The sequence below is a fragment of the Pseudomonas fluorescens genome, assembly GCF_002837185.1.
GTDB classification, from domain to species: Bacteria; Pseudomonadota; Gammaproteobacteria; order Pseudomonadales; family Pseudomonadaceae; genus Aquipseudomonas; species Aquipseudomonas fluorescens_AM.
The window spans coordinates 1-21518 of record NZ_KZ477990.1; the positions used below are offsets into that span (position 1 = coordinate 1).

Genomic DNA, 21518 nt, shown 5'->3' on the forward strand with positions numbered 1-21518 from the left:
TTTTGGTTACTTTTGGGGCTCTTTTCCAAAAGTGACCCGCTGTAAAAGCGGAACCGCCAGCCGCCGTTACCGCAGAAACGGATATGTACTCGGTCTGATCCAACATCCTGGTCGGCCCGGAGGCCGCCATCGGGGGCAAGCCCCCTCCCACACTTGACTGTGTTCACACATCAAAATGTGGGGGAGCCCAATAGACTCACCTCGGTCTCAAGCTGTCGCCGCCGCAGCCGGCACCTCCTCCGCACTCAACCCCTCCTTCATCCGCTTGGCATCACGCACAAAACTGCGCGAAGCCTGGAACAGAAACAGCATGGTCAGAAACAACGCCACCGGAATCAGGTACATGGCGTCATGCAACCCCACCGCCTTATAAGCCTCGGTCATCTGCTCCGCCCCCGCCGCGTACATCGCCGCATGGGCAAAGTGATCAGACAGCCCGCCCACCACGATCGGCCCCATCCCCCCGCCCAGCAGATACAGCCCGGCAAAGAACAACGCCATCGCCGTGGCCCGCAGGCGCGGTTCAACCACGTCCTGGATCGCGGTGTACACGCAGGTATAGAAGTTGTACGCAAACAGCCAGCCCACGCTGAACAGCAGGACGAACACCCCGATCTCGATACGCCCGGCATGCAGTGCCCAGGCGGTGGTGACCGTGGAGATGATCAGGCTGCACGCGGCGAACAGCAGCCGGCCATTGGCGACCCGCTGGTGGATCTTGTCGGCAATCCAGCCGCCCAGGGTCAGGCCCACCAGACCGGTCAGGCCGACGATCACACCGGTGGCCACCGCCGCCTCCTGCAAAGGCATCAGGAAGTAACGTTGCAGCATCGGCACCAGGAATGAATTGCACGCATAGGTAGCGAAGTTGAAGCACAGTCCGGCCAGCACCAGCCACAGGAAAGTCGGCACCGCCAGTACACGGCGGATCGGGCGGTCGACGCGCGCCTGGGACACTTGCACCGATTCGGCAGCGCCGCGTTTGGGCTCTTTGATGTAGAACATGAACACCGCGAGGATCAGCCCCGGCACGGCAGCAATAAAGAACGGCGCACGCCAGCTGTCGAACGCCTTGACCATCGCGCCGATGGTGAAAAATGCCAGCAACAAGCCCAGCGGCAGGCCGAGCATGAAGATCCCCATGGCGCGTGCGCGGCGGTGGGCGGGAAACAGATCGCCGATCAACGAATTGGCGGCGGGGGCATAGCTGGCTTCCCCGATGCCAATGCCCATGCGCACCAACAGGAAGCTCCAGAAACTGCCAACCAGGCCATTGATCGCCGTCAGCCCGCTCCAGGCAAACAGGCCCCAGCCCATCAGTTTGCTGCGCGAACCCGTGTCGGCCAGGCGCCCCAGCGGCAGCCCGGCGATGGCATAAACGATGGTGAAAGAGGTACCGATGATGCCGAGCTGGAAGTCGCTCAGATGCCACTCCATGCGGATCGGCTCGATGATGATCGCGGGAATGGTGCGGTCGAAGAAGTTGAACAGGTTGGCGAGGAACAGCAGGAACAGAATGCGCCAGGCATTCGCCGCTTGGGTCGAGTTCTGCATGGGTCCGTCTCTTTATTGTTATGAGAGCTGCGATGCCCACTGCATCCTGCTCAGGTTGCTGAAACATAGTCAGGCTGGCGGCGCTTGTCTGTAATGATTCGTAAAGCTGATAGGGCGTGATATCCCCGAAACTACGGGATTTTCCCTACGAAAATATATATAGGCGCCCCCCTTCCCAACGGCCATGACCCGGATAGAATGGCGAGCCTTCCCGCAGTCCCCCCTTACCTACCCTAATCGATGACGCCCATGTCCGAAGCCAGTCCGTGTCTGAGTTGCGGTGCCTGCTGTTCACACTTCCGTGTGTCTTTCTTCTGGGGCGAATGCGCCTCATCGGGCGGTACGGTGCCCGATGACCTGGTGGTGCAGATCAACCCCACCCGCGTGGCGATGATCGGAACCGACCAGAAGCCCGCACGCTGCTGCAGCCTCGAGGGCGAAGTGGGTAAAGGCACGCGTTGTTCCATCTATGAACAGCGCTCAAGCCCCTGCCGCGAATTCGACGCCTCGTGGAGCCAGGGCGTGCAAAACGTCGATTGCGATGCCGCCCGTGCCGCCTTCGGTCTGGCGCCCCTCCAGGAGCGACCTTTCGAACTGGATCTGCCCATCAGCGCTTAGCATCAAACGCGATGGGCGGCATGCAAAAAGAATTGAATCAAAGTGCCATTATTCATGGAAAATCCCGCGAGGCTTCTATACTCGATCTCATAGGTCATCGCCTCAGGCGGTGACGCGACGCTATGACGGGACTCGCTATGGAATGGCTGGGGTTGCACTTTTTCACCGACCTCCCAGACAACGGGCACTTATTACTCAATTGCAGTCATAACCCCTTTCTGGTGCTACTGGCTTACCTGGTCGCCTGTGCGGCGGGCTTCGGCACGCTGGACATGGCCGAACGCGTCGGTCATGTGGAAGACCCCACCGCCCGCCGCCGCTGGCGTTGGTTGGGCGCGGGCTGCCTGGCGGGCGGTATCTGGTCGACGCATTTCATCAGCATGCTGGCATTCCAGGCGCCTATCGCCATTCATTACGAACTGCTCATGACCTTCGTTTCCCTGGTCATCGCGCTGATCGCTTCGCTGTTCGCCATGCAAACCCTCAGTCACGCGCACCTGCGCTTGCACCAGTACGTGCTGGCCTCGGTGTGGATGGGACTGGGCATCGCCCTGATGCACTACGTCGGCATGTCGTCCATGCGCTCCCAGGCGCAGGTGTACTTCGAATCCGGGCTGTTCATGGCGTCGGTGGCGATTGCCATCGGCGCGAGCCTCGCGGCGTTGTTGCTGTCGAGCTACCTGCGCAACGGTGCCGGCGTGTTTCACCAATTGCTCAAATACGCCGCCAGCCTGGTGCTGGGCGCCGGCATTCTGAGCATGCATTTCACCGGCATGGCGGCCATGCAAATGCTGGTACCCAATGGCGTGAATCTGTCACTGCCGGTGGATAACAACCCCATGCAACTGGGCCTGTCGGTGGCGGTGATTACCTTGCTGGTGATCGGCAGCAGCGTCAGTGCGGCCCTGGCGGACAAAAAACTGCAACACAAGGAGCGCGACCTGCGCCGGGTCAATGCGCTGCTCAGCGAACTGGACCAGGCCCGTGCCTCGTTGCAGCAGGTCGCCCATTACGACGCGCTGACCAGCTTGCTCAACCGACGGGGCTTCAATCAGATCTTTGCGGAAAAGGTCGCTGAAAAAACGGCTTCCAACGGCATGATGGCGTTGATCTTCCTCGACATTGACCATTTCAAACGTATCAACGACAGCCTTGGGCACGATGCCGGCGATCAATTGCTCACCGTGCTGGCCAGCCATATCAAAAGCTCGGTGCGCAGCCATGCCGACGTGGTCGCGCGTTTCGGCGGGGATGAGTTCTGCATCCTGATCACTATTCATCACCGCGACGAAGCCCGGCGCCTGGCCCAGCGCATCATGCAGCAGATGAAAGAACCCATCGAACTGGCGGGCCGGCGTATGGTGATGACCACCAGCATCGGCATCAGCCTTTTCCCGGATGACGGCCAAACGTGCGAAGAGCTGCTGAAAACCGCTGACCTGGCGCTATATCAATCCAAGGACGCCGGGCGCAATAACCTGAACTTCTTCAGTTCCAACCTTAAAACCCGCGCATTCCTGGAACTGCAACTGGAAGAAGAACTGCGCGCCGCCTTGCGTGCACGCAACGAACTGGTGCTGTTTTATCAACCGATCTTCGACATCAAGCTCGGCAAGGTCACGCGCCTGGAGGCCCTGGTGCGCTGGCAGCACCCCCAACATGGGCTGCTGACCCCGGACCGGTTTATCGGCATCGCCGAGAACAACGGCTTGATCGCCGAACTGGATCACTGGGTATTGCGCCAGGCGTGCCATGATTTGAGCCTGCTGTCTGACCGGGGCTACACCGAGTTGACCATGTCCGTGAACTGCTCGGCCCTGAACCTGGCACGGGACGAACTGGCCGATGAAATCGAAGCCGCCCTGCGCTTCGCCGGCGTGGCGGCCAACCGCCTGGAACTGGAAGTCACCGAGAATGCGCTGATGGGCAACATCAGCAGCACCCTGGCGCTGCTGCGGCAAATCCGTGCCTTGGGTGTCTCCCTGGCGATCGACGATTTCGGTACCGGTTATTCGTCCCTGGCCTATCTCAAGCGCCTGCCGATCAACACCTTGAAGATCGACCGCTCCTTTATCCAGGACATTCCCAAGTCCACCGCAGACAGCGAGATCGTCCAGGCGGTTATCGGCATGGCTCATATCCTGCACTTGCAGGTGGTGACCGAAGGGGTGGAAACCCAGGCGCAGTTCGAGCTATTGCTCAAGCACGATTGTGACTTTATGCAGGGCTACCTGCTTAGCCCGGCGGTGCCCTTCAATGACGTCATCGGCGTGATCCAGGGCATCGCGATGCGCAACCCGCTTTACCCGTCCAGCATGGAGGGCAACAAAGACGCCCCACCGTCAAAAGACCCTGCCCCGGCGCGTATCGGCCCGCCGTCTATCGTCAGGCCGATTCGCTGAGGCGCCGCCAGTGCGTCTCATGGAACCATAGCCACACCGGCAAGACGGCCTGATTCAGCGGGCCTATCGGATAATTTTAAAGATAAATACCTGGGCCTGTTGCGGCGCACGAGCACTACGCTGAATGCCCCCTACCAGGTTTATCAGTTTATTGGCTTGCACCGCAGAGCGGACGAGTCCAGTGCTGGTCATTAACGAGGGGTTATAGAGTTGAAAGCTGTTTGTCCTGACGAACGTCTCGCTGACATTGACGCAATGCAGGCAATACAACGTAACGTCGCCTGCCCGCTGAAAGAACAATCGGGTGGAAGACGACAATGACTCTACTAAATCAACACGAGCCACATGCCTCATCGCCTCGACCATCAGCGGCCTTAGCGTAGCAGGTCCTGGGCGGGTGATCGCGTGGTGAAGATGTGGGTGAAGGGCATTGAATGAGAAATCCAAGCGCCCAAAAGCGCCCGATCGCACATCCTCGGTCACTCGACCGATGTTGTACCTGGGATTTGCTCCTGCGACCGAACCACGGTACTCCATCATTGATATAGGATCGTTTGACCGGAACGCCCCTGTGCGCCATTCGCGCAAAAAATTCATATTTGAATAACTAATAGAGGCGAACTCTGTAAACATCGCCCTGACAAGCTGCACCTGACTCCCGGGCGTCAGTTCAGGGAAAATATCGGCAGCATAACTCACCAGGCTTTTCTCGAACGACATCAGATTAGAAACATGCCAGGTCGACGTAGCGCGATTATACGTAGCCAGCCTGGGCTGCTCGGCGGGATTATGGCGCAACATGAGTTCGAAGCTATCAAAGGTGTTGTAGGCGCTGTCAGGATTGCGCACATAAAACGGCGGCGTCAACGTGATCTCACTCTTATCAGTGAGCCTGTAGTAAGCACCCTCTACCTTGATAAAGTTGCCCTCTTGGTGCCGCCACCAAGTGCCAGGAACATTCTTATACCGGTATATTGAAGGGTGGCCAGGATGAACTTCCAATACTGCGGAATTAATGACTTTACCCCAGGTTTTCCAATGATTGCTCTGGATGACACTTGCGCGAACGGGGGTCACGGCAACAGGGGCTGCACCTGCTATCTGGTCAATACCCTGCATCCGCAGTCGGGCCTGATCAAGAGGCACTATAAGATACTGATGAAACTCGCTTGGAATCTCTCTTAAAAACGCCTGTTGCAGAGGGGCCTGACTATCCCACAGTCGCCTCGAGAAACGAAGCTCCCAGGCTCTTTCAGCGCCCGCAGGAAACTGAAACGAATCCAGCACTCTCCCCGCCGCCTGCGGCCCCAGATCAGGATACAAACGCATCAAGTCATCCCGCGCCATTCTAGAGTGAACGCCACCTTTCAACCCTATTTCAGGGGAACGGATGACCCACTCGTTCAATGCATTCTGTGCAATGGGCGGCAGGTGATACGAGTGCTCTGCCGAACGACGTGGTTTCTGTAGACGCCAGGTCTTGGCACCCGAGACTTCATCATAGGTAACCTTGTACCACTGGCCCTTTTCATGCAAAAAGTGCTGGCCGGGTTTTGCACCGTTTCCCGCTCGGGTGTAAATCCCCTTGCCTTCCCAACCCACCAACGGGGTAACGTCTTTAGGCACAGCCCTGAGTGCCCTATCAGAGGGTAAGCCCGCGTGCCCAGGCACCCCGCCCACACGCACCGGTGCAAACCCTATGGCGCCGTCCACCAGCGCACCGATCAGATGGCTGAAGGCCCTGACAAACTCATAGCTCGCCGCCACACTGTCGTCTTTTTGCAAGGCCTCAACAGCCTGGTTCAAGGCAAACGCGCTTCGTACAAGACCGATGACAAAGGTGATTCGCACCGGCAAAACCGCCAAGGCCACCTCTACCACACCTTCGACAATGGTCCAGACGCTGCGGACATCCGCTTCATGAGTACTGGTTGAGTTACGGTTAGCCTTTTCGATGGCGTTGCGCGCCTCGATGTCATAGGCACGCTCAAACACATGGCGGGTAATGTTCAAGTAGTCGAATTCGGTGTAGTAAATACCACTTGCCAGCTTCCTGCGTAACCTTGGCTGATAGGCACCTTCCATATTGTCGAACAGATAATCATGCCAGGCGCTGTTATTGATAAACCGCTCAAGCAACTGTGTGCTGCTCTCATACTCGTGAAATACCCGGCCACCCGGAGCCCGAGGGGTATAGACGACCTTGGAATGAATCGTTGAACTGGCAGAACGGAATACCAAAACGCCGCGCACCGCGATATCACGGATAACCAACGCCGATACAGTGACTCCGTGCCCACCCACTGTGGCCCGCTGATCGGTCTGCGTGGGGTGATCAAGTACACTTTTGACCCAGTGGTAGCCGCGGTCCAGCGTATCAGGCGAATAGTCTCCGGCAATTTTCGCCTCAAGCGCATCGACCCTCAGTTGCTTTTCCATGACCCGCACAAAGTCTTTCTTTAAACTCTGCGCTTCGTGAGACGTCAACAAACGCGCTGTGAGAAACCCCTCGTAGGCGCTGCCAATATCCAGCTCACGCACCAAGTCTTTGACGTGCTGCGGGGTCAGTTCTGTATAAGGCTGGTTGTTCAGACTTAACCTGGATTTATCAACAAAGACCTGGTCGAAATACTCGACGTTCTCCACTGCCAATTCGGTCAGGGTCTTCGTTTGGACTTTATAGCGAGCCTGGCCTGTTTGAGGATTAGGCCTGGCACCTGAAAAATAAATGCCACCGGCAGGATTGGGCCGTCGAATGGTCACCCGGATGTCGTCCGGATCTGCATCAATGCCATATTGGATCTCGAGCACTTCCGACAGCCGTGTCCTGCTGTAATCCAATAGTGCTGTACGGTCACCAAACTGTGAAATAGAGGGCAAGCCGTCTGCGGCGCAAGCACTTTGCAGCACCTGCAGATAGTCACGCGTCGCTGCCGCCCACGCGGCTTTATCGGTTTCCGAGGCCGTCCTCAAAAACGCGTTAAGCTCTGCTTTTGACCGCTTGGTTTCCCGAGCCATCAACACGCCGCTCAAGCTGAACAACTTGCTCATGTCAGTCGTGAGATCCAGGCTGTCCGGTAATTGGCTCATGTCGGTCTGCACACCGCGAGCCTGGTACACGCCCACCATGAACATGAAGTCTTGAATCAACTTCTGATATTGAGACTCCACACTGGCGCTGAACACCGACTCCAGAATTTCCGTGTAGTCAAAGCAGTCCGCTTGCTGCACCTTGTTGCGAAGGGTCGTCGCACGTTCACCGTATCTGTCCGCCAGAAGTGCAAAAACACTCTCGAACTCATGATCCTTATTGAGCCGACGGTGAAGTTCCTTATCCAGAAGGGCCAATGAGGCGAATGCCTCCAGCCCTTGGTTGGGTGTGAACAACACGACAAAACCAACATTGGCATCGGTCTGGATCGGGCGAATGCTGGGGGGCGGGAGCGTCGCGGTAATATCTGACTCAGAATATGACGGGTCCCGAGAGGTCAGCACCAATGCGCCATGCAAGGGCATATTCGGCGACTGGCTGCCATCTTTGAGCGCCAATGCATAGGCAGCGGCCCTGTAAGGCCTGCCTTGACGGGCAGACGCATCGGAAAATGCCAGAAACTCTTCAACCAACAACACGCCACCCGAGTTCAGCGTTCCGTCACCCCTGAGCAGCGTAGCCTCCACGCGTAGCTGATCCTCACGCCTTGAAATAACCTTTTGCTTGTAGGAGCGGGCGCTTCCCTCAAGCGTTTTATTCCAGAAGGTATCAAGATGAGCCTGTTAAGCAGTCTCCAGCGAAACTGCAACGTTATCGACAAAGGTGTCAAAGGCAGCCGGTGTCAGCGATGCGGGTAAATCTTTATCGTCCTCTTCTCCCCGACCGAAGCTGAAGGTAGTCAAGCGACTGGCAAACGATGCAGGCTGTTTATCTACGATTCTGCGCACCACCGCATCCAACACGCTGGGCAGCAGAACAACGCTGACGTCTGCTGGAATCACCACCTCGTCCTGAGTATGGCTGGTGATGAAAATTCGATTGGATTGCAGTGGTTTCTCGCTGGAGGTAAACGCAGCGTTAAACGAATGATTTACAAAGGACAGAAATGACGGTCGCTGCCTGAGCATTAGAAGCTCTTGGTCGATCCACTCGAGTCTTGTCCGATAGTGAGTCTGGTAATCGTTGTCCTGAGCCAATAGAAGACTGAGGGAGGGTGAAGATGACCGAGGTTGCATAGCTGAGCCTTAAGACCTAAAAACTCAGCGTGACATCGCGCCTCTTCCGGCAGGTGCTCTATATATAGCCTGGGGCAACCTCAGCATCTCTCACACCAAGAAACAATTAACTTCAAGGATAACCTTCAGCTTAACTGTTCCCGTGACGTGCGCGTCAGGGTGCGCTGTGACCTTTCTTCACGGCAAGATGCCATCACTGCGCTGGTAGTTACTGCACTACACACTTTTTTCAACGCAAAACGCGCACCCTTTTCGTGCGGTCTTTTCTTATGCTGCCCTTTCCTGGATCAGAATCCACGGTGAAACCACCACCGCCCACAAGCTCGGATCACGCTCAACCAGGTCCAATGCCCGCGTCGCAGACACTTCGCCAAGGCTCCCCGCAGCCAGCCAGGCAGCGACTTTGTCGCGGTTGTCTTCGGCCATTCCCTCGGCCGCTTCGATCAAATCAAGGCCGGCGTCGACCCACAATAGGGCACCCTTGGCAAAGAACGGCTCGAGCTCTTTCCAGGAAATTTCCGCGGTTTCCCCGAGCAGCTTGGCATAGAGGGTGCTAGGTTCTTGCGTCATGGGAGTTCACCTGAGTAAAAAATCGGCGCAATCATAGCCCCGTAACTCAGGCAGAAAAACCCAGTAGCAAATGAGCTGGCGATTGAAAGTGTCGGAAAAGCCACGGAATGCTTGAAAGGCTGGCATGACCCCGCCGCAATTCTGTCTTTTTCTTTCATTTAAGCGACACAACTCGGTTTTGCCCCCGGCAGCCAGCTTTTCAAGCGATCAACCGGCGCTCTACACTGTACCGGTACAGTTGCCGGGGCAATGCCGGGGGGATATCCGCGATATCTGATCCGGTTCTGCAGCTCACAAGGCCGCTAGAACTATAAAAAATACAACAGTAAGAGTGGAGCACTATGAATAAGGCTACTAAGCAGATTTCCAAACTGTTTGCCGCTATGGTCCTGGCTGGGGTTGCCGGCCATTCGTTCGCAGCCGATACCATCAAGATCGGTATCGCAGGTCCCAAGACCGGTCCTGTAACGCAATACGGCGACATGCAATTCATGGGTGCCAAGCAGGCCATCGCCGACATCAACGCCAAGGGCGGCGTAGACGGCAAAATGCTTGAAGCCAAGGAATACGATGACGCTTGCGATCCGAAACAGGCCGTTGCCGTAGCCAACAAAGTGGTCAACGACGGCGTCAAGTTCGTGGTCGGTCACCTCTGCTCCAGCTCCACTCAGCCAGCGTCGGATATCTATGAAGACGAAGGCGTGATCATGATTACCCCGGCCGCCACCAGCCCGGAAATCACCGCCCGTGGCTACAAACTGATCTTCCGCACCATCGGCCTGGACAGCGCACAAGGCCCGGCGGCCGGTAACTACATCGCCGACCACGTGAAGCCGAAGATCGTGGCCGTACTGCACGACAAGCAGCAATACGGTGAAGGCATCGCCACCGCGGTCAAACAGACTCTGGAGAAGAAAGGCACCAAGGTTGCCGTCTTCGAAGGCCTGAACGCCGGTGACAAGGACTTCTCCTCGATCATCCAGAAACTCAAGCAAGCCAACGTCGACTTCGTCTACTACGGTGGCTACCACCCTGAGCTGGGCCTGATCCTGCGCCAGGCCAAGGAAAAAGGCCTGAACGCCAAGTTCATGGGCCCTGAAGGCGTCGGCAACGACTCCATCTCGCAAATCGCCCAGGGCGCTTCCGAAGGCCTGCTGGTGACCCTGCCGAAATCCTTCGACACCGACCCTGCCAACAAAGCCATCGTTGAAGAGTTTGCCAAGAACAAGCAGGACCCGACCGGTCCGTTCGTGTTCCCGGCCTACTCGGCCATCGAAGTGATCGCCGGCGGTATCAAGGCCGCCAAAAGCGAAGACACCACCGAGGTGGCCGAAGCCATCCACGCCGGTACCTTCAAGACCCCTACCGGCGACCTGAGCTTCGATGCCAAGGGCGACCTGAAGGACTTCAAGTTCGTGGTCTACGAATGGCACTTCGGCAAACCAAAAACCGAAGTTTCCCCTCAGTAAGCCAGGCATTACTGGTCAACAAGCCCACTGTTCAAGCAGTGGGCTTTGTTTTACGAGGTTTATGGGCCATGGCACCCGCGATCCGGGCGCTGGCTCACCTGAAAATCTTAAAACCGTCACCAGCGGTTCGCTGGCAAACGCTTTGTGCAACCTGGTCACAGAACAGGGCACCGAGCCGGAAATGACTCCACCAGTGAAATGCGTATCGGGTTTTTAGGAGCGCTGTAATGCCTGAGATCTATCATTTTTTCCAACAGCTGGTTAATGGCCTGACCATTGGCAGCACCTATGCCTTGATAGCCATTGGCTACACAATGGTCTACGGCATCATTGGAATGATCAACTTCGCCCATGGCGAGGTGTACATGATTGGTTCCTACGTGGCCTTCATCGCCCTCGCCGGGCTGGCCATGATGGGTATCCACTCCCTGCCGCTGTTGATGACCGCCGCGTTCCTTGCGTCGATCGTCGTGACCAGTGCCTATGGCTACAGTATCGAGCGTGTTGCCTACCGCCCCTTGCGTGGCAGCAACCGGTTGATCCCGCTGATTTCCGCCATCGGCATGTCGATTTTCCTGCAGAACACCGTATTGCTGTCCCAGGACTCCAAGGACAAATCCATTCCCAACCTGATTCCGGGGAGCATTTCCTTCGGCCCCGGTGGTGCGCAGGAAGTGCTGATCTCCTACATGCAGATCCTGGTCTTCATCGTCACCCTGGTGGCCATGCTCGGCCTCACGCTGTTCATTTCCCGCTCCCGCCTGGGGCGCGCCTGCCGGGCCTGCGCCGAAGACATCAAGATGGCCAACCTGCTGGGCATCAACACCAACAACATCATCGCCCTGACCTTCGTGATCGGTGCTGCGCTGGCGGCGGTCGCTGCCGTGCTACTGAGCATGCAGTACGGCGTGATCAACCCCAACGCCGGTTTCCTGGTAGGCCTCAAGGCCTTTACCGCGGCGGTACTGGGCGGCATCGGCAGCATTCCGGGCGCCATGCTCGGCGGGCTGGTGCTGGGCGTGGCCGAAGCCTTCGGTGCCGACATCTTCGGTGACCAGTACAAGGACGTCGTGGCATTCGGCTTGTTGGTTCTGGTGTTGTTGTTCCGTCCGACCGGCATCCTGGGCCGTCCGGAGGTTGAGAAAGTATGAGCAGATATCTTAAATCGGCGTTTTTCAGCGCCTTGCTGGTATGGGCCGTGGCCTTTCCGGTACTCGGCCTCAAGCTGAGCATTGTCGGCATCAACCTGGAAGTGCATGGCACCGGGCCGCTGACGTTGAGCATCATCGCGGTGTGTTCGGTTCTGATGTTTTTGCGGGTACTGTTTACCCACCAGCTTGGTGGGTTATTCAAACGCAATCGTGGTCCGTTGGTTTCACCCAAGGTCAGCCAATTCCTGACCCTCCCGCGTACACAGCGTTACATCATCATCGCCCTGATCGCCGCCGCCCTTGTATGGCCGTTTTTTGGCTCCCGAGGTGCGGTGGATATCGGTATCTTGATCCTGATTTACGTGATGCTTGGGCTGGGGTTGAACATTGTGGTGGGCCTGGCGGGGTTGCTCGACCTGGGTTACGTAGGCTTTTACGCTGTTGGCGCTTATACCTACGCACTGCTGTCGCACTACCTCGGCTGGGGCTTCTGGATCTGCCTGCCAATTGCCGGAATGATGGCTGCCACCTTCGGTTTCCTTCTGGGTTTCCCAGTGTTGCGACTGCGCGGCGACTACCTGGCAATCGTGACGCTCGGCTTCGGGGAAATAATTCGTCTGTTTCTTCGCAACCTCACCGACCTCACCGGTGGGCCGAACGGCATAAGCAACATTCCCAAGCCAACGTTTTTCGGTCTTCCGCTCGATAAAACTGCGCCTGATGGCGGACAAACGTTTCATGAGTACTTCGGTTTGGTTTACAGCGGATCTGACAAGATAGTGTTTCTCTATCTGATTGCGCTGTTGCTGGTGCTTGCGACCTTGTTCGTGATCAATCGCTTACTGCGCATGCCGATCGGCCGAGCCTGGGAAGCATTACGTGAGGACGAAATAGCCTGCCGGGCGCTGGGTATGAACCCGACAGTAATCAAACTCTCGGCATTCACCCTCGGGGCGACATTCGCCGGTTTTGCCGGCAGCTTCTTTGCTGCACGTCAGGGGCTGGTTACACCTGAGTCGTTTACCTTCCTCGAGTCAGCAATCATTTTGGCGATTGTCGTATTGGGCGGAATGGGTTCACAACTGGGCGTTATTCTGGCTGCCGTGGTAATGACGTTGCTCCCGGAACTGATGCGCGACTTCAGTGAATACCGCATGTTGATGTTCGGCGCCCTCATGGTGCTGATGATGATCTGGCGCCCTCAAGGCCTGCTGCCCATGCAACGTCCACACATGGAGCTGCGCAAATGAGCCGCGAGATCCTGAAAGTCGAAAATCTGAGCATGCGCTTCGGCGGTTTGCTGGCGGTCAATGGCGTTGCCCTGACCGTCAAGGAGAAACAGGTTGTGGCGCTGATCGGCCCGAACGGCGCCGGCAAGACCACGGTGTTCAACTGCCTCACCGGTTTCTACAAGCCGAGCGGCGGCAATATCCTGCTGGACGGTCAGCCGATCCAGGGCCTGGCCGGTCACGAGATTGCCCGCAAGGGTGTGGTGCGCACGTTCCAGAACGTGCGTTTGTTCAAGGACATGACGGCGGTCGAGAACCTGCTGATCGCCCAGCACCGTCACCTGAACACCAATTTCTTCGCAGGCCTGTTCAAGACCCCGGCGTTCCGCAAGAGCGAGCGCGAGGCCATGGAGTACGCCGAGTACTGGCTGGACAAGGTCAACCTCACCGAGTTCGCCAACCGTCCGGCCGGCACCCTCGCCTACGGCCAGCAACGTCGCCTGGAAATCGCCCGCTGCATGATGACCCGCCCGCGGATCCTGATGCTCGACGAACCGGCGGCCGGCCTGAACCCCAAGGAAACCGAAGACCTGAAGGCGCTGATCGGCGTGTTGCGTGAGGAAAACAACGCCACCGTGCTGTTGATCGAACACGACATGAAACTGGTCATGAGCATTTCCGACCATATCGTGGTGATCAATCAGGGCACGCCGCTGGCCGACGGGACGCCGGAGCAGATCCGCGACAATCCCGAAGTGATCAAAGCCTATCTGGGGGAAGCGTAAAATGCTGCAATTCGAAAACGTTTCCACTTTCTACGGCAAGATCCAGGCCCTGCACAGCGTCAACGTGGAAGTGCGCCAGGGTGAGATCGTGACCCTGATCGGCGCCAACGGTGCCGGCAAGTCCACCCTGCTGATGACCCTGTGCGGGTCGCCCCAGGCCCACAGCGGCAGCATCCGCTACATGGGTGAAGAACTGGTGGGCAAGCACTCCGCCGAAATCATGCGCAAGAGCATTGCGGTGGTACCGGAAGGCCGTCGCGTGTTCTCGCGCCTGACCGTGGAAGAGAACCTGGCCATGGGCGGGTTCTTTACCGACAAGGGCGATTATCAGGAACAGATGGACAAGGTGCTGCACCTGTTCCCGCGTCTCAAGGAACGCTTCAGCCAGCGTGGCGGCACCATGTCCGGCGGCGAGCAGCAAATGCTCGCCATCGGCCGCGCATTGATGAGCAAGCCCAAGCTGTTGCTTCTGGACGAGCCCTCCCTGGGCCTGGCACCGATCATCATCCAGCAGATCTTCGACATCATCGAACAACTGCGCAAGGACGGAGTGACAGTGTTCCTGGTGGAACAGAACGCCAACCAGGCACTGAAAATCGCCGACCGCGCCTATGTGCTGGAGAACGGCCGGGTGGTGATGCAGGGCACTGGCGAGCAGCTGCTGACGGATCCGAAGGTGCGGGAGGCGTACCTGGGCGGCTAAGACCCGGTTACTGAGTAAACTGGATCTAAATGTGGGAGGGGCTTGCCCCCGATAGCGGTATATCAGTCACATGTCCTGTGCCTGACACACTGTCATCGGGGGCAAGCCCCCTCCCACATTTTGCTTTGCGTAACGTGAAAAAATTTCGACTGATCTTGTAACGAACCCCTCCCCTCTCTCTCTAGTGGTGCAAGCAGGCAATCGAGCCTGCTCTTTCAACCCACTGCTGGAGACACACCATGACCACCAAACTGTCCGCCGCCACCCTCGTCCTGGCCCTCGGTTCGGCCCTGAGCCTGTCTGCCCTGACCACCACCGCCCATGCCGCCGACGACATGCAGAAATGCTTCGGCGTCGCCGAGGCCGGCAAGAACGATTGCGCCGCAGGCGCCGGTACTTCATGCGCCGGTACCTCTAAAACCAAAGACCAGGCCAACGCCTGGAAACTGGTCCCAGCCGGTACCTGCCTCAAAACCCCAAGCACTACCTCGCCGACCGGTTTCGGTCAGGAAGCAGCCTTTACCGCCAAGTCCTGAATCCCGAAAAACCTGAGGACTGATGATGACGCTTTCACTCTCTCCCACGGTCTCACCGGCTCAGGTGCCCGGCCTCCCCCACAGGGCCGGGCTGGGGCTGAAGACCGAGCACCTCCAGGAAGTGCTTGAGACCCGCCCCGACATCGGTTTCTTTGAAGTGCACGCCGAAAACTACATGGTTGCCGGCGGGCCTTTCCACCACCACCTGGGCTTGATCCGCGAACGCTACCCACTGTCGTTGCATGGGGTGGGGCTCTCCATCGGCGGCGAAAGTCCACTCAACCCTCAGCACCTGGCAAGGTTGGCCAGGCTGATCGATCGCTATCAACCCCACTCATTTTCCGAACACCTGGCCTGGTCCAGCCACGGTCCGGTATTTTTCAATGACCTGCTGCCCCTGGCCTACGATGCGCAAGCGCTGGCTCGTGTCTGCGAGCACATAGATCAGCTGCAAGACACACTCAGGCGGCCGATGCTGCTCGAGAACCCGTCGACCTATGTGCAGTTCCAGCGCTCCACCCTGGACGAAACCGACTTCATCAGCGAAATCGTCCGGCGCACCGGCTGCGGTTTGCTGCTGGACGTGAACAACGTCTACGTGTCGTGCGTCAATCATCAACGTGATGCGCTGGCCTACCTCGATGCCTTGCCTTTGCATGCTGTCGGCGAGATACACCTGGCCGGCTTTGCCGAAGACACTGACAGCCTGGGCGACCGACTGCTCATCGATGATCACGGCGCGCCGGTCGATGATGCGGTGTGGCGGCTCTACGCACAGGTGCTCGAGCGCACGGGGCCGGTGGCCACGCTGATCGAGCGCGATAACCGGGTGCCGGCCTTCAACGTGCTGCACGCCGAGGCCCGGCAAGCCGAATGGCATCTGTCGCGGGTGATGTCATGAGCCTTCAGGATGCGTTCGCCAACGCCCTGCTCGCAGCGCACGACTGCTGCCCGGATGGCCTGTTCAGCAGCAACGGCGCCGACCCCGCGAGCCGCTTTGCGGTGTATCGCAACAATGTCCATGGCTCGTTGATCAATGCGTTGGCAGCCAGTTATCCGGTGACGTTGCAACTGGTGGGCGATGAATTCTTCCGTGCCATGGCGGGCCTTTTTATCCAGGCCAACCCGCCTGGCAGCCCGTTGATCAACGAGTACGGCAGCAGATTGGCCGATTTTATCCAGGCATTCGAACCGGCCAATAGCGTGCCTTACCTGGCGGATGTCGCACGGCTGGAGCGCCTGCGGGTGCGTGCCTATCACGCAGCCGACACGCCGGCGCTGTGCCAGCAGCACATTCTTCAGCACCTGCAGGGCCAGGAAAACCTGGGGCAGTTGAGCCTGCAATTGCATCCATCCCTCGCCACCTTGCGCTCACCCTATGCGGTGGTGGCGGTATGGGCCGCTCACCAGAATGACGGCGATGACACGGGTTTCAGCCCCTGGCCTGCGCAAAATGCGTTGGTGTTGCGCCAGGGGCTGGCGGTCAAGACCTTCGCCATCGACAGCGGCTCGGTGAGCTTTATCAACTGCCTGAACCAGGGCACGGGGCTGGAAATGGCGGTGGAGCATGCCTTGCAGGCCTCGTCCGAATTCGACCTGCATCGGTGCCTGACGCTATTGATCAGTCACGACGCCATCACTCATTTACACCTGGAACAAAAGGTATCGCCATGAACCGTTCCGCTGCCGGCCTGCTGAAACAAGCCATCGCCCTTTTCGAAAAAATCCCCTACAGCCTGATCGCTTTTATCGCACGCTTCTCCATTGCGGCGGTGTTCTGGAAGTCCGGGCAAACCAAGGTTGAAGGTTTTGCCATCGATCTGATCAGCGGCACCTTCGAACTCGGCGAACCTCGATTTGCCGCCTCGACCTTGCCACTGTTTCGCAGCGAATATCACGTCCCGCTGTTGTCCGCCGAAGTCGCCGCGCACCTGGCGGCGTTTGCCGAGCACGTTTTTCCGGCGCTGATCCTGCTGGGATTGGCCACGCGATTCTCGGCCCTTGCCTTGATTGGCATGACACTGACTATTCAGTTGTTTGTCTATCCAGACGCTTACCCCACCCATGGCACCTGGATTGCGCTGTTATTACTGCTGGTGGCCAAGGGCCCGGGCCGGTTATCCATCGACCATTGGATCGCTCGGCACTACCGCTGAAGGCGATCCAGCGTTGCACCGCGGCGCTTGAACCAGTCCACCAGGTAGTCGGCCAGCACCTGGGTGCGTCGCGGCAGGCCACCTTGATAGGGATGCACCAGGTACATCGGCTGGCTGCGCGTCTGATAGCCACGCAACAGTGCGCATAATCGACCATCGGCCAATTCCGCCGGCAGCAGGTAGGACGGCAGGCGAGCGATACCGGCGCCCACCAATGCGGCCTTCTTCAAGAGGTTGTAGTGGTTGGACGCGAAGGTGCCGCTCACTCGCACACGCAATAGCTCATGCTGCTGGTGATACAGCCATTCCTCGCGGCCGCTGTAGTGGCTGTTGAGCAAACAGGTGTGGCTCGCCAAATCCGCCGGGCACAGCGGTTCGCCGTGCTGTTGCAGATAGGCCGGGCTGGCGCAGGTCATCTCGTGCCAGGCCAACAGCGGCTTGACCACCAGGCGCTCGTTCTCGATGGCCCCCGAGCGCACGCCCAGGTCGAACCCGTCCCGCGCCAGGTCTCGATAGCGGTTGTTCAGTTCCAGCTCGATCTGCACCTGGGGGTACTGCTTGGAAAACTCAAGCAACAAGCCATCGAAGAACGTCTCTCCCAGGGAAACCGGAACCGTCATACGCACTGGACCGGCCAAGTCATCCTTGAGCCGCGCCAAGGCCTGACGCGCACGTTCCACCTGCACCCCCAGCGCCTGTGCCTGGGGCAGCAATGCGGCGCCTGCGGCGGTCAGGCTCAGCTTGCGCGTGGTGCGATGCAACAGCACCACCGCGAACTGCGCTTCCAACTGGCTGATCCGCTTGGACAATTGCCCCTTGCTGCACCCCAGTTGCTCGGCCGCCAGGGTGAAACTGCCGGCTTCGACCAATACGGCGAAAGCCGCCAGATCGTCCATTTCGCTCATTGATTGTTTCCAAATGAAAACCAACGGTTGCCTATTAGCGCGTTTATCCAGGGAAAAAGCCACTCTAGACTTAACCTTCATCTAACCCCAGGAGGAACAGCACGATGAAAATCCTTTTGATTGGCGCCAGCGGCACGATCGGTTCAGCCGTCAAGGCCGAGCTGGCGCAGCGCCACGACGTGATCGCCATCGGCCGCAACAGCGGCGACTTCCAGGTCGATATCAGCGACAGCGCCTCGATACGCACGCTGTTCGAGCAGACCGGCAAGTTCGACGCGCTGATCTGCGCGGCAGGCAGCGTGAACTTTGTGGCGCTGGGCGAGATGAGCGCAACCGACTTCGAACTGGGCTTGCGTGACAAGCTGATGGGCCAGGTCAACCTGTTGCTGATCGGCCGGGAGTTCGCCAATGACGGCGCGTCGTTTACCTTTACCAGCGGCATTCTGAACCGTGATCCGATTCGCACCGGCGCCTCGGCGGCGCTGGTCAACGGCGCGCTGGACGCCTTCGTCAAAGCAGCGGCCATCGAACTGCCCCGGGGGTTGCGCGTCAATTCGGTGAGCCCGACGGTACTGGTGGAAGCCATGGGCAGCTACGCCCCGTATTTCCGTGGGTTCAAACCGGTGGCCGGCGCCGAAGTGGCTTTAGCCTACGCGAAAAGTGTCGAGGGCTTGCAGACCGGTCAGACCTTTATCGTGGGCTGAGTTTCAGCGTTGTAAGAATCGCCTGAAGCTGGGCTGCGGGCTTGTGATGCGGCGCGAGCCTGCGTAACGTGACGGCACTTGTCTGGAGACCGAAAATGCGTGCCGCCTCGACCCTTACCTTGCTAGCCCTTTTCCCCTTGTTCGCCGCGTGCCAGATGTTCGACAGCGAGCCGGCCAAGCTGTCTACCGCCGGGCTGACCCGCATGCAGGGCGAATTGACAGCGGTTGACGGCAAGCTGCTGTTCCAGCCCTGCGGCGACCAGCGCAACTACGTGGTCAACGATACCGCCGGTACCAGCATCCTGCAGGAAGCCGCCTCCCTGGCGGGCCAGCAAGGCACGTTGTTCGCCGACTTGCGTGGCAAGTTCTCCGGCGTCGCCAGCGGCACCCAGGGCTCGGTGGACCTGCAACAGCTGTACCGCGTCGAGCGCTCGACATCGGCCTGCAACGATGCGGACTTCAAACGCATGATCCTGCGGGCAAACGGCCATAAGCCGGCCTGGGCGATGAGCGTCACGGCCAAGGGCATGGTGCTGGAGCGCGAAGGCCAACCCCCACTGGCGGTGCCTTATGTTGAAGAGCAACTGGGTGATGGGCGCTTCAACCTGATGACCGACGCCAATAACCAGCACATCGAATTGTGGGTCGCCCCGCAGCGCTGCGTCGACAGCGTAAGCGGCAGCCTGCAACACATGAGCGCCGAATTGCGTGTCAACGGCCAGGTACAGCGTGGTTGCGCGGCATTTGGCGGCTCGCGGGACGACTGATTGTCACCCGCACTGTTTTAACCTGACGGAAAAACCCTATTGGGGCTTATAATCGCCGGTTTGCAAAACAGCCGGCTTCTTGCCCGCCGCCTACCGGATCCTGTCATGTTACGAATCACCGAACTCAAGCTGCCCATCGACCATCCCGAAGAAGACCTGCGGCCTGCCATCGTGCAGCGCCTGGGCATCGCCAGTGATGACCTGCTCGATTTCACCCTGTTCAAGCGCAGCTATGATGCCCGCAAGAAGTCCTCGGAACTGTGCTTCATCTACACCGTCGACCTCAATGTGAAGAACGAAGCCGCCCTGCTGCTCAAGTTTGCCGATGATCGCAACGTCAATCCGGCGCCGGATGTCAGCTACCACGTGGTGGGCAAGGCACCGCAAGGCCTGGTCGAACGGCCGGTGGTGGTCGGTTTCGGCCCCTGCGGAATCTTCGCCGGGTTGCTGCTGGCACAGATGGGTTTCAAGCCGATCATCCTCGAGCGTGGCAAGGAAGTGCGCCAACGCACCAAGGACACCTGGGGCCTGTGGCGCAAAAGCGTGCTCAACCCCGAGTCCAACGTGCAGTTCGGCGAAGGCGGCGCCGGGACCTTCTCCGACGGCAAGTTGTACAGCCAGATCAAGGACCCGAAATTCCACGGGCGCAAGGTGCTGCACGAGTTCGTCAAGGCCGGCGCGCCGGAGGAGATTCTGTATGTCAGCAAACCGCATATCGGCACGTTCCGCCTGACCGGCGTGGTGGAAAACATGCGCCAGCAGATCATCGCCCTGGGCGGTGAAGTACGCTTCGAGCAACGGGTCACCGACGTACTGATCGAAGATGGCCAGTTGAATGGCGTAGTCCTCGATGGCGGCGAGCACATCCTCTCCAGGCACATGATCCTTGCCCTGGGCCACAGTGCCCGCGACACCTTCCGCATGCTTCACAGCCGTGGCGTGTACATGGAAGCCAAGCCGTTTTCGGTGGGGTTCCGGATCGAGCACCCGCAATCGTTGATCGACGCCGCACGCCTGGGTAAATACGCCGGGCACCCGAAACTCGGTGCCGCCGATTACAAGTTGGTGCATCACGCCAAAAACGGTCGCTCGGTCTACAGCTTCTGCATGTGCCCCGGCGGCACCGTAGTGGCAGCGACGTCGGAGCCCAATCGCGTCGTGACCAACGGCATGAGCCAATATTCGCGTAATGAGCGCAACGCCAACTCAGGCATCGTGGTCGGCATTACGCCCGAGGTGGACTACCCGGGCGGACCGCTCGCCGGTATCGAACTGCAGGAGCGCCTGGAGTCGCATGCTTACGTGCTCGGCGGCAGTAATTACGAGGCCCCGGCGCAGTTGGTCGGCGATTTCATCGCAGGCAGACCGTCCACGGCCATCGGCAGCGTGGAACCGTCCTATAAGCCGGGGGTATCCCTGGGTGACCTGGCCCTGGCCTTGCCGGACTTCGCCATCGAAGCCATCCGCGAAGCCTTGCCGGCATTCGAGAAGCAGATCAAAGGCTACTCGCTGCACGATGCGGTCTTGACCGGTATCGAGACGCGCACCTCATCGCCGCTGCGGATTACCCGTAATGAATCGATGCAGAGCCTGAATGTGAAAGGCTTGTTTCCGGCCGGTGAAGGCGCGGGCTATGCCGGGGGCATCCTCTCGGCAGGCGTCGATGGCATTCGGATTGCCGAGGCCCTGGCGCGGGACATGCTGGGCATCGAAGCCTGAGAACGCTGCTGTAAACCTGTGGG

19 protein-coding genes are annotated in these 21518 nt (G+C 58.7%); 14 read left to right on the forward strand and 5 right to left on the reverse strand.

What is annotated here, in order from left to right; genetic code table 11:
- Nucleotides 1-207 precede the first annotated feature (207 nt).
- Nucleotides 208-1554 (reverse strand): spinster family MFS transporter, encoded by a 1347-nt coding sequence (locus tag CIB54_RS07260; protein WP_101219307.1) that lies wholly within the window; start codon nucleotides 1552-1554, stop codon nucleotides 208-210.
- A gap of 249 nt (nucleotides 1555-1803) precedes the next feature.
- Between CIB54_RS07260 and CIB54_RS07265 the strand changes: the two genes are divergently transcribed.
- Both CIB54_RS07265 and CIB54_RS07270 read left to right on the forward strand, forming a co-directional pair.
- Nucleotides 1804-2172, forward strand: a complete 369-nt coding sequence (locus tag CIB54_RS07265; RefSeq protein ID WP_065952026.1) for a YkgJ family cysteine cluster protein — start codon at nucleotides 1804-1806, stop codon at nucleotides 2170-2172.
- Nucleotides 2173-2309: 137 nt separating this feature from the next.
- Nucleotides 2310-4574 carry a putative bifunctional diguanylate cyclase/phosphodiesterase gene (locus CIB54_RS07270; RefSeq protein ID WP_101219309.1) on the forward strand — a complete coding sequence of 755 codons (2265 nt, stop codon included), beginning with the start codon at nucleotides 2310-2312 and terminating at the stop codon, nucleotides 4572-4574.
- 63 nt (nucleotides 4575-4637) lie between these two features.
- Here the strand turns inward: CIB54_RS07270 and CIB54_RS07275 are convergent, their stop codons facing one another.
- From CIB54_RS07275 to CIB54_RS07285, 3 genes are all read right to left on the reverse strand, one after another.
- The gene (locus tag CIB54_RS07275) at nucleotides 4638-8252 is read right to left on the reverse strand and encodes a dermonecrotic toxin domain-containing protein (RefSeq protein WP_101219311.1); all 3615 of its coding nucleotides are present in this window, start codon (nucleotides 8250-8252) and stop codon (nucleotides 4638-4640) included.
- Nucleotides 8253-8348: 96 nt separating this feature from the next.
- Nucleotides 8349-8693, reverse strand: coding sequence for a hypothetical protein (locus tag CIB54_RS07280; RefSeq protein ID WP_101219313.1), 345 nt, complete (start codon nucleotides 8691-8693; stop codon nucleotides 8349-8351).
- 375 nt (nucleotides 8694-9068) lie between these two features.
- The gene (locus CIB54_RS07285; protein ID WP_017530446.1) at nucleotides 9069-9371 is read right to left on the reverse strand and encodes a DUF2288 domain-containing protein; all 303 of its coding nucleotides are present in this window, start codon (nucleotides 9369-9371) and stop codon (nucleotides 9069-9071) included.
- 341 nt (nucleotides 9372-9712) lie between these two features.
- On the opposite strand from CIB54_RS07285, the gene CIB54_RS07290 reads away from it, so the two are divergent.
- The 9 genes from CIB54_RS07290 (at nucleotide 9713) to CIB54_RS07330 (ending at nucleotide 17400) form a co-directional block, all read left to right on the forward strand.
- Entirely contained in the window at nucleotides 9713-10840 is a 1128-nt protein-coding gene (locus CIB54_RS07290) for a branched-chain amino acid ABC transporter substrate-binding protein (RefSeq protein WP_101219315.1), read from the forward strand.
- A 227-nt stretch (nucleotides 10841-11067) separates the two neighbouring features.
- Nucleotides 11068-11991, forward strand: coding sequence for a high-affinity branched-chain amino acid ABC transporter permease LivH (livH, locus tag CIB54_RS07295; protein WP_065951982.1), 924 nt, complete (start codon nucleotides 11068-11070; stop codon nucleotides 11989-11991).
- Complete coding sequence (locus CIB54_RS07300) at nucleotides 11988-13241, forward strand: high-affinity branched-chain amino acid ABC transporter permease LivM (protein ID WP_065886144.1); 1254 nt, start codon at nucleotides 11988-11990, stop codon at nucleotides 13239-13241. The genes livH and CIB54_RS07300 overlap by 4 nt, the downstream gene beginning before the upstream one ends.
- The gene (gene livG, locus CIB54_RS07305; RefSeq protein ID WP_065893410.1) at nucleotides 13238-14005 is read left to right on the forward strand and encodes a high-affinity branched-chain amino acid ABC transporter ATP-binding protein LivG; all 768 of its coding nucleotides are present in this window, start codon (nucleotides 13238-13240) and stop codon (nucleotides 14003-14005) included. The genes CIB54_RS07300 and livG overlap by 4 nt, the downstream gene beginning before the upstream one ends.
- A 1-nt stretch (nucleotide 14006) precedes the next feature.
- Nucleotides 14007-14708 carry an ABC transporter ATP-binding protein gene (locus CIB54_RS07310; RefSeq protein ID WP_065932826.1) on the forward strand — a complete coding sequence of 234 codons (702 nt, stop codon included), beginning with the start codon at nucleotides 14007-14009 and terminating at the stop codon, nucleotides 14706-14708.
- 239 nt (nucleotides 14709-14947) lie between these two features.
- The gene (locus tag CIB54_RS07315; protein ID WP_065932827.1) at nucleotides 14948-15244 is read left to right on the forward strand and encodes a BufA1 family periplasmic bufferin-type metallophore; all 297 of its coding nucleotides are present in this window, start codon (nucleotides 14948-14950) and stop codon (nucleotides 15242-15244) included.
- Between the two features lie 22 nt (nucleotides 15245-15266).
- The gene (locus tag CIB54_RS07320) at nucleotides 15267-16145 is read left to right on the forward strand and encodes an MNIO family bufferin maturase (RefSeq protein WP_101219317.1); all 879 of its coding nucleotides are present in this window, start codon (nucleotides 15267-15269) and stop codon (nucleotides 16143-16145) included.
- Nucleotides 16142-16918 (forward strand): HvfC/BufC N-terminal domain-containing protein, encoded by a 777-nt coding sequence (locus CIB54_RS07325; RefSeq protein WP_101219319.1) that lies wholly within the window; start codon nucleotides 16142-16144, stop codon nucleotides 16916-16918. The genes CIB54_RS07320 and CIB54_RS07325 overlap by 4 nt, the downstream gene beginning before the upstream one ends.
- On the forward strand, nucleotides 16915-17400 hold the full coding sequence (locus CIB54_RS07330; protein WP_101219321.1) for a DoxX family protein: 486 nt from the start codon (nucleotides 16915-16917) through the stop codon (nucleotides 17398-17400). The genes CIB54_RS07325 and CIB54_RS07330 overlap by 4 nt, the downstream gene beginning before the upstream one ends.
- Here CIB54_RS07330 and CIB54_RS07335 read toward each other — a convergent pair.
- Entirely contained in the window at nucleotides 17391-18305 is a 915-nt protein-coding gene (locus tag CIB54_RS07335; RefSeq protein WP_101219323.1) for a LysR family transcriptional regulator, read from the reverse strand. The two genes, CIB54_RS07330 and CIB54_RS07335, sit on opposite strands and share 10 nt — an antisense overlap.
- Before the next feature lie 104 nt (nucleotides 18306-18409).
- Between CIB54_RS07335 and CIB54_RS07340 the strand changes: the two genes are divergently transcribed.
- From CIB54_RS07340 to CIB54_RS07350, 3 genes are all read left to right on the forward strand, one after another.
- Nucleotides 18410-19009, forward strand: coding sequence for a short chain dehydrogenase (locus CIB54_RS07340; RefSeq protein ID WP_101219325.1), 600 nt, complete (start codon nucleotides 18410-18412; stop codon nucleotides 19007-19009).
- A gap of 95 nt (nucleotides 19010-19104) precedes the next feature.
- Nucleotides 19105-19776 carry a COG3650 family protein gene (locus tag CIB54_RS07345; RefSeq protein WP_065951980.1) on the forward strand — a complete coding sequence of 224 codons (672 nt, stop codon included), beginning with the start codon at nucleotides 19105-19107 and terminating at the stop codon, nucleotides 19774-19776.
- Between the two features lie 105 nt (nucleotides 19777-19881).
- Complete coding sequence (locus tag CIB54_RS07350) at nucleotides 19882-21495, forward strand: NAD(P)/FAD-dependent oxidoreductase (protein ID WP_101219327.1); 1614 nt, start codon at nucleotides 19882-19884, stop codon at nucleotides 21493-21495.
- Nucleotides 21496-21518: the final 23 nt, after the last annotated feature.

What these genes read in the sequence shown, in the direction of transcription:
- CIB54_RS07260 (WP_101219307.1), bottom strand. Translation starts at nt 1,554, where the DNA reads ATGCAGAACTCGACCCAAGCGGCGAATGCCTGGCGCATTCTGTTCCTG.
- CIB54_RS07265 (WP_065952026.1), top strand. Translation starts at nt 1,804, where the DNA reads ATGTCCGAAGCCAGTCCGTGTCTGAGTTGCGGTGCCTGCTGTTCACAC.
- CIB54_RS07270 (WP_101219309.1), top strand. Translation starts at nt 2,310, where the DNA reads ATGGAATGGCTGGGGTTGCACTTTTTCACCGACCTCCCAGACAACGGG.
- CIB54_RS07280 (WP_101219313.1), bottom strand. Translation starts at nt 8,693, where the DNA reads ATGCTCAGGCAGCGACCGTCATTTCTGTCCTTTGTAAATCATTCGTTT.
- CIB54_RS07285 (WP_017530446.1), bottom strand. Translation starts at nt 9,371, where the DNA reads ATGACGCAAGAACCTAGCACCCTCTATGCCAAGCTGCTCGGGGAAACC.
- CIB54_RS07290 (WP_101219315.1), top strand. Translation starts at nt 9,713, where the DNA reads ATGAATAAGGCTACTAAGCAGATTTCCAAACTGTTTGCCGCTATGGTC.
- livH (WP_065951982.1), top strand. Translation starts at nt 11,068, where the DNA reads ATGCCTGAGATCTATCATTTTTTCCAACAGCTGGTTAATGGCCTGACC.
- CIB54_RS07300 (WP_065886144.1), top strand. Translation starts at nt 11,988, where the DNA reads ATGAGCAGATATCTTAAATCGGCGTTTTTCAGCGCCTTGCTGGTATGG.
- livG (WP_065893410.1), top strand. Translation starts at nt 13,238, where the DNA reads ATGAGCCGCGAGATCCTGAAAGTCGAAAATCTGAGCATGCGCTTCGGC.
- CIB54_RS07310 (WP_065932826.1), top strand. Translation starts at nt 14,007, where the DNA reads ATGCTGCAATTCGAAAACGTTTCCACTTTCTACGGCAAGATCCAGGCC.
- CIB54_RS07315 (WP_065932827.1), top strand. Translation starts at nt 14,948, where the DNA reads ATGACCACCAAACTGTCCGCCGCCACCCTCGTCCTGGCCCTCGGTTCG.
- CIB54_RS07320 (WP_101219317.1), top strand. Translation starts at nt 15,267, where the DNA reads ATGATGACGCTTTCACTCTCTCCCACGGTCTCACCGGCTCAGGTGCCC.
- CIB54_RS07325 (WP_101219319.1), top strand. Translation starts at nt 16,142, where the DNA reads ATGAGCCTTCAGGATGCGTTCGCCAACGCCCTGCTCGCAGCGCACGAC.
- CIB54_RS07330 (WP_101219321.1), top strand. Translation starts at nt 16,915, where the DNA reads ATGAACCGTTCCGCTGCCGGCCTGCTGAAACAAGCCATCGCCCTTTTC.
- CIB54_RS07335 (WP_101219323.1), bottom strand. Translation starts at nt 18,305, where the DNA reads ATGAGCGAAATGGACGATCTGGCGGCTTTCGCCGTATTGGTCGAAGCC.
- CIB54_RS07340 (WP_101219325.1), top strand. Translation starts at nt 18,410, where the DNA reads ATGAAAATCCTTTTGATTGGCGCCAGCGGCACGATCGGTTCAGCCGTC.
- CIB54_RS07345 (WP_065951980.1), top strand. Translation starts at nt 19,105, where the DNA reads ATGCGTGCCGCCTCGACCCTTACCTTGCTAGCCCTTTTCCCCTTGTTC.
- CIB54_RS07350 (WP_101219327.1), top strand. Translation starts at nt 19,882, where the DNA reads ATGTTACGAATCACCGAACTCAAGCTGCCCATCGACCATCCCGAAGAA.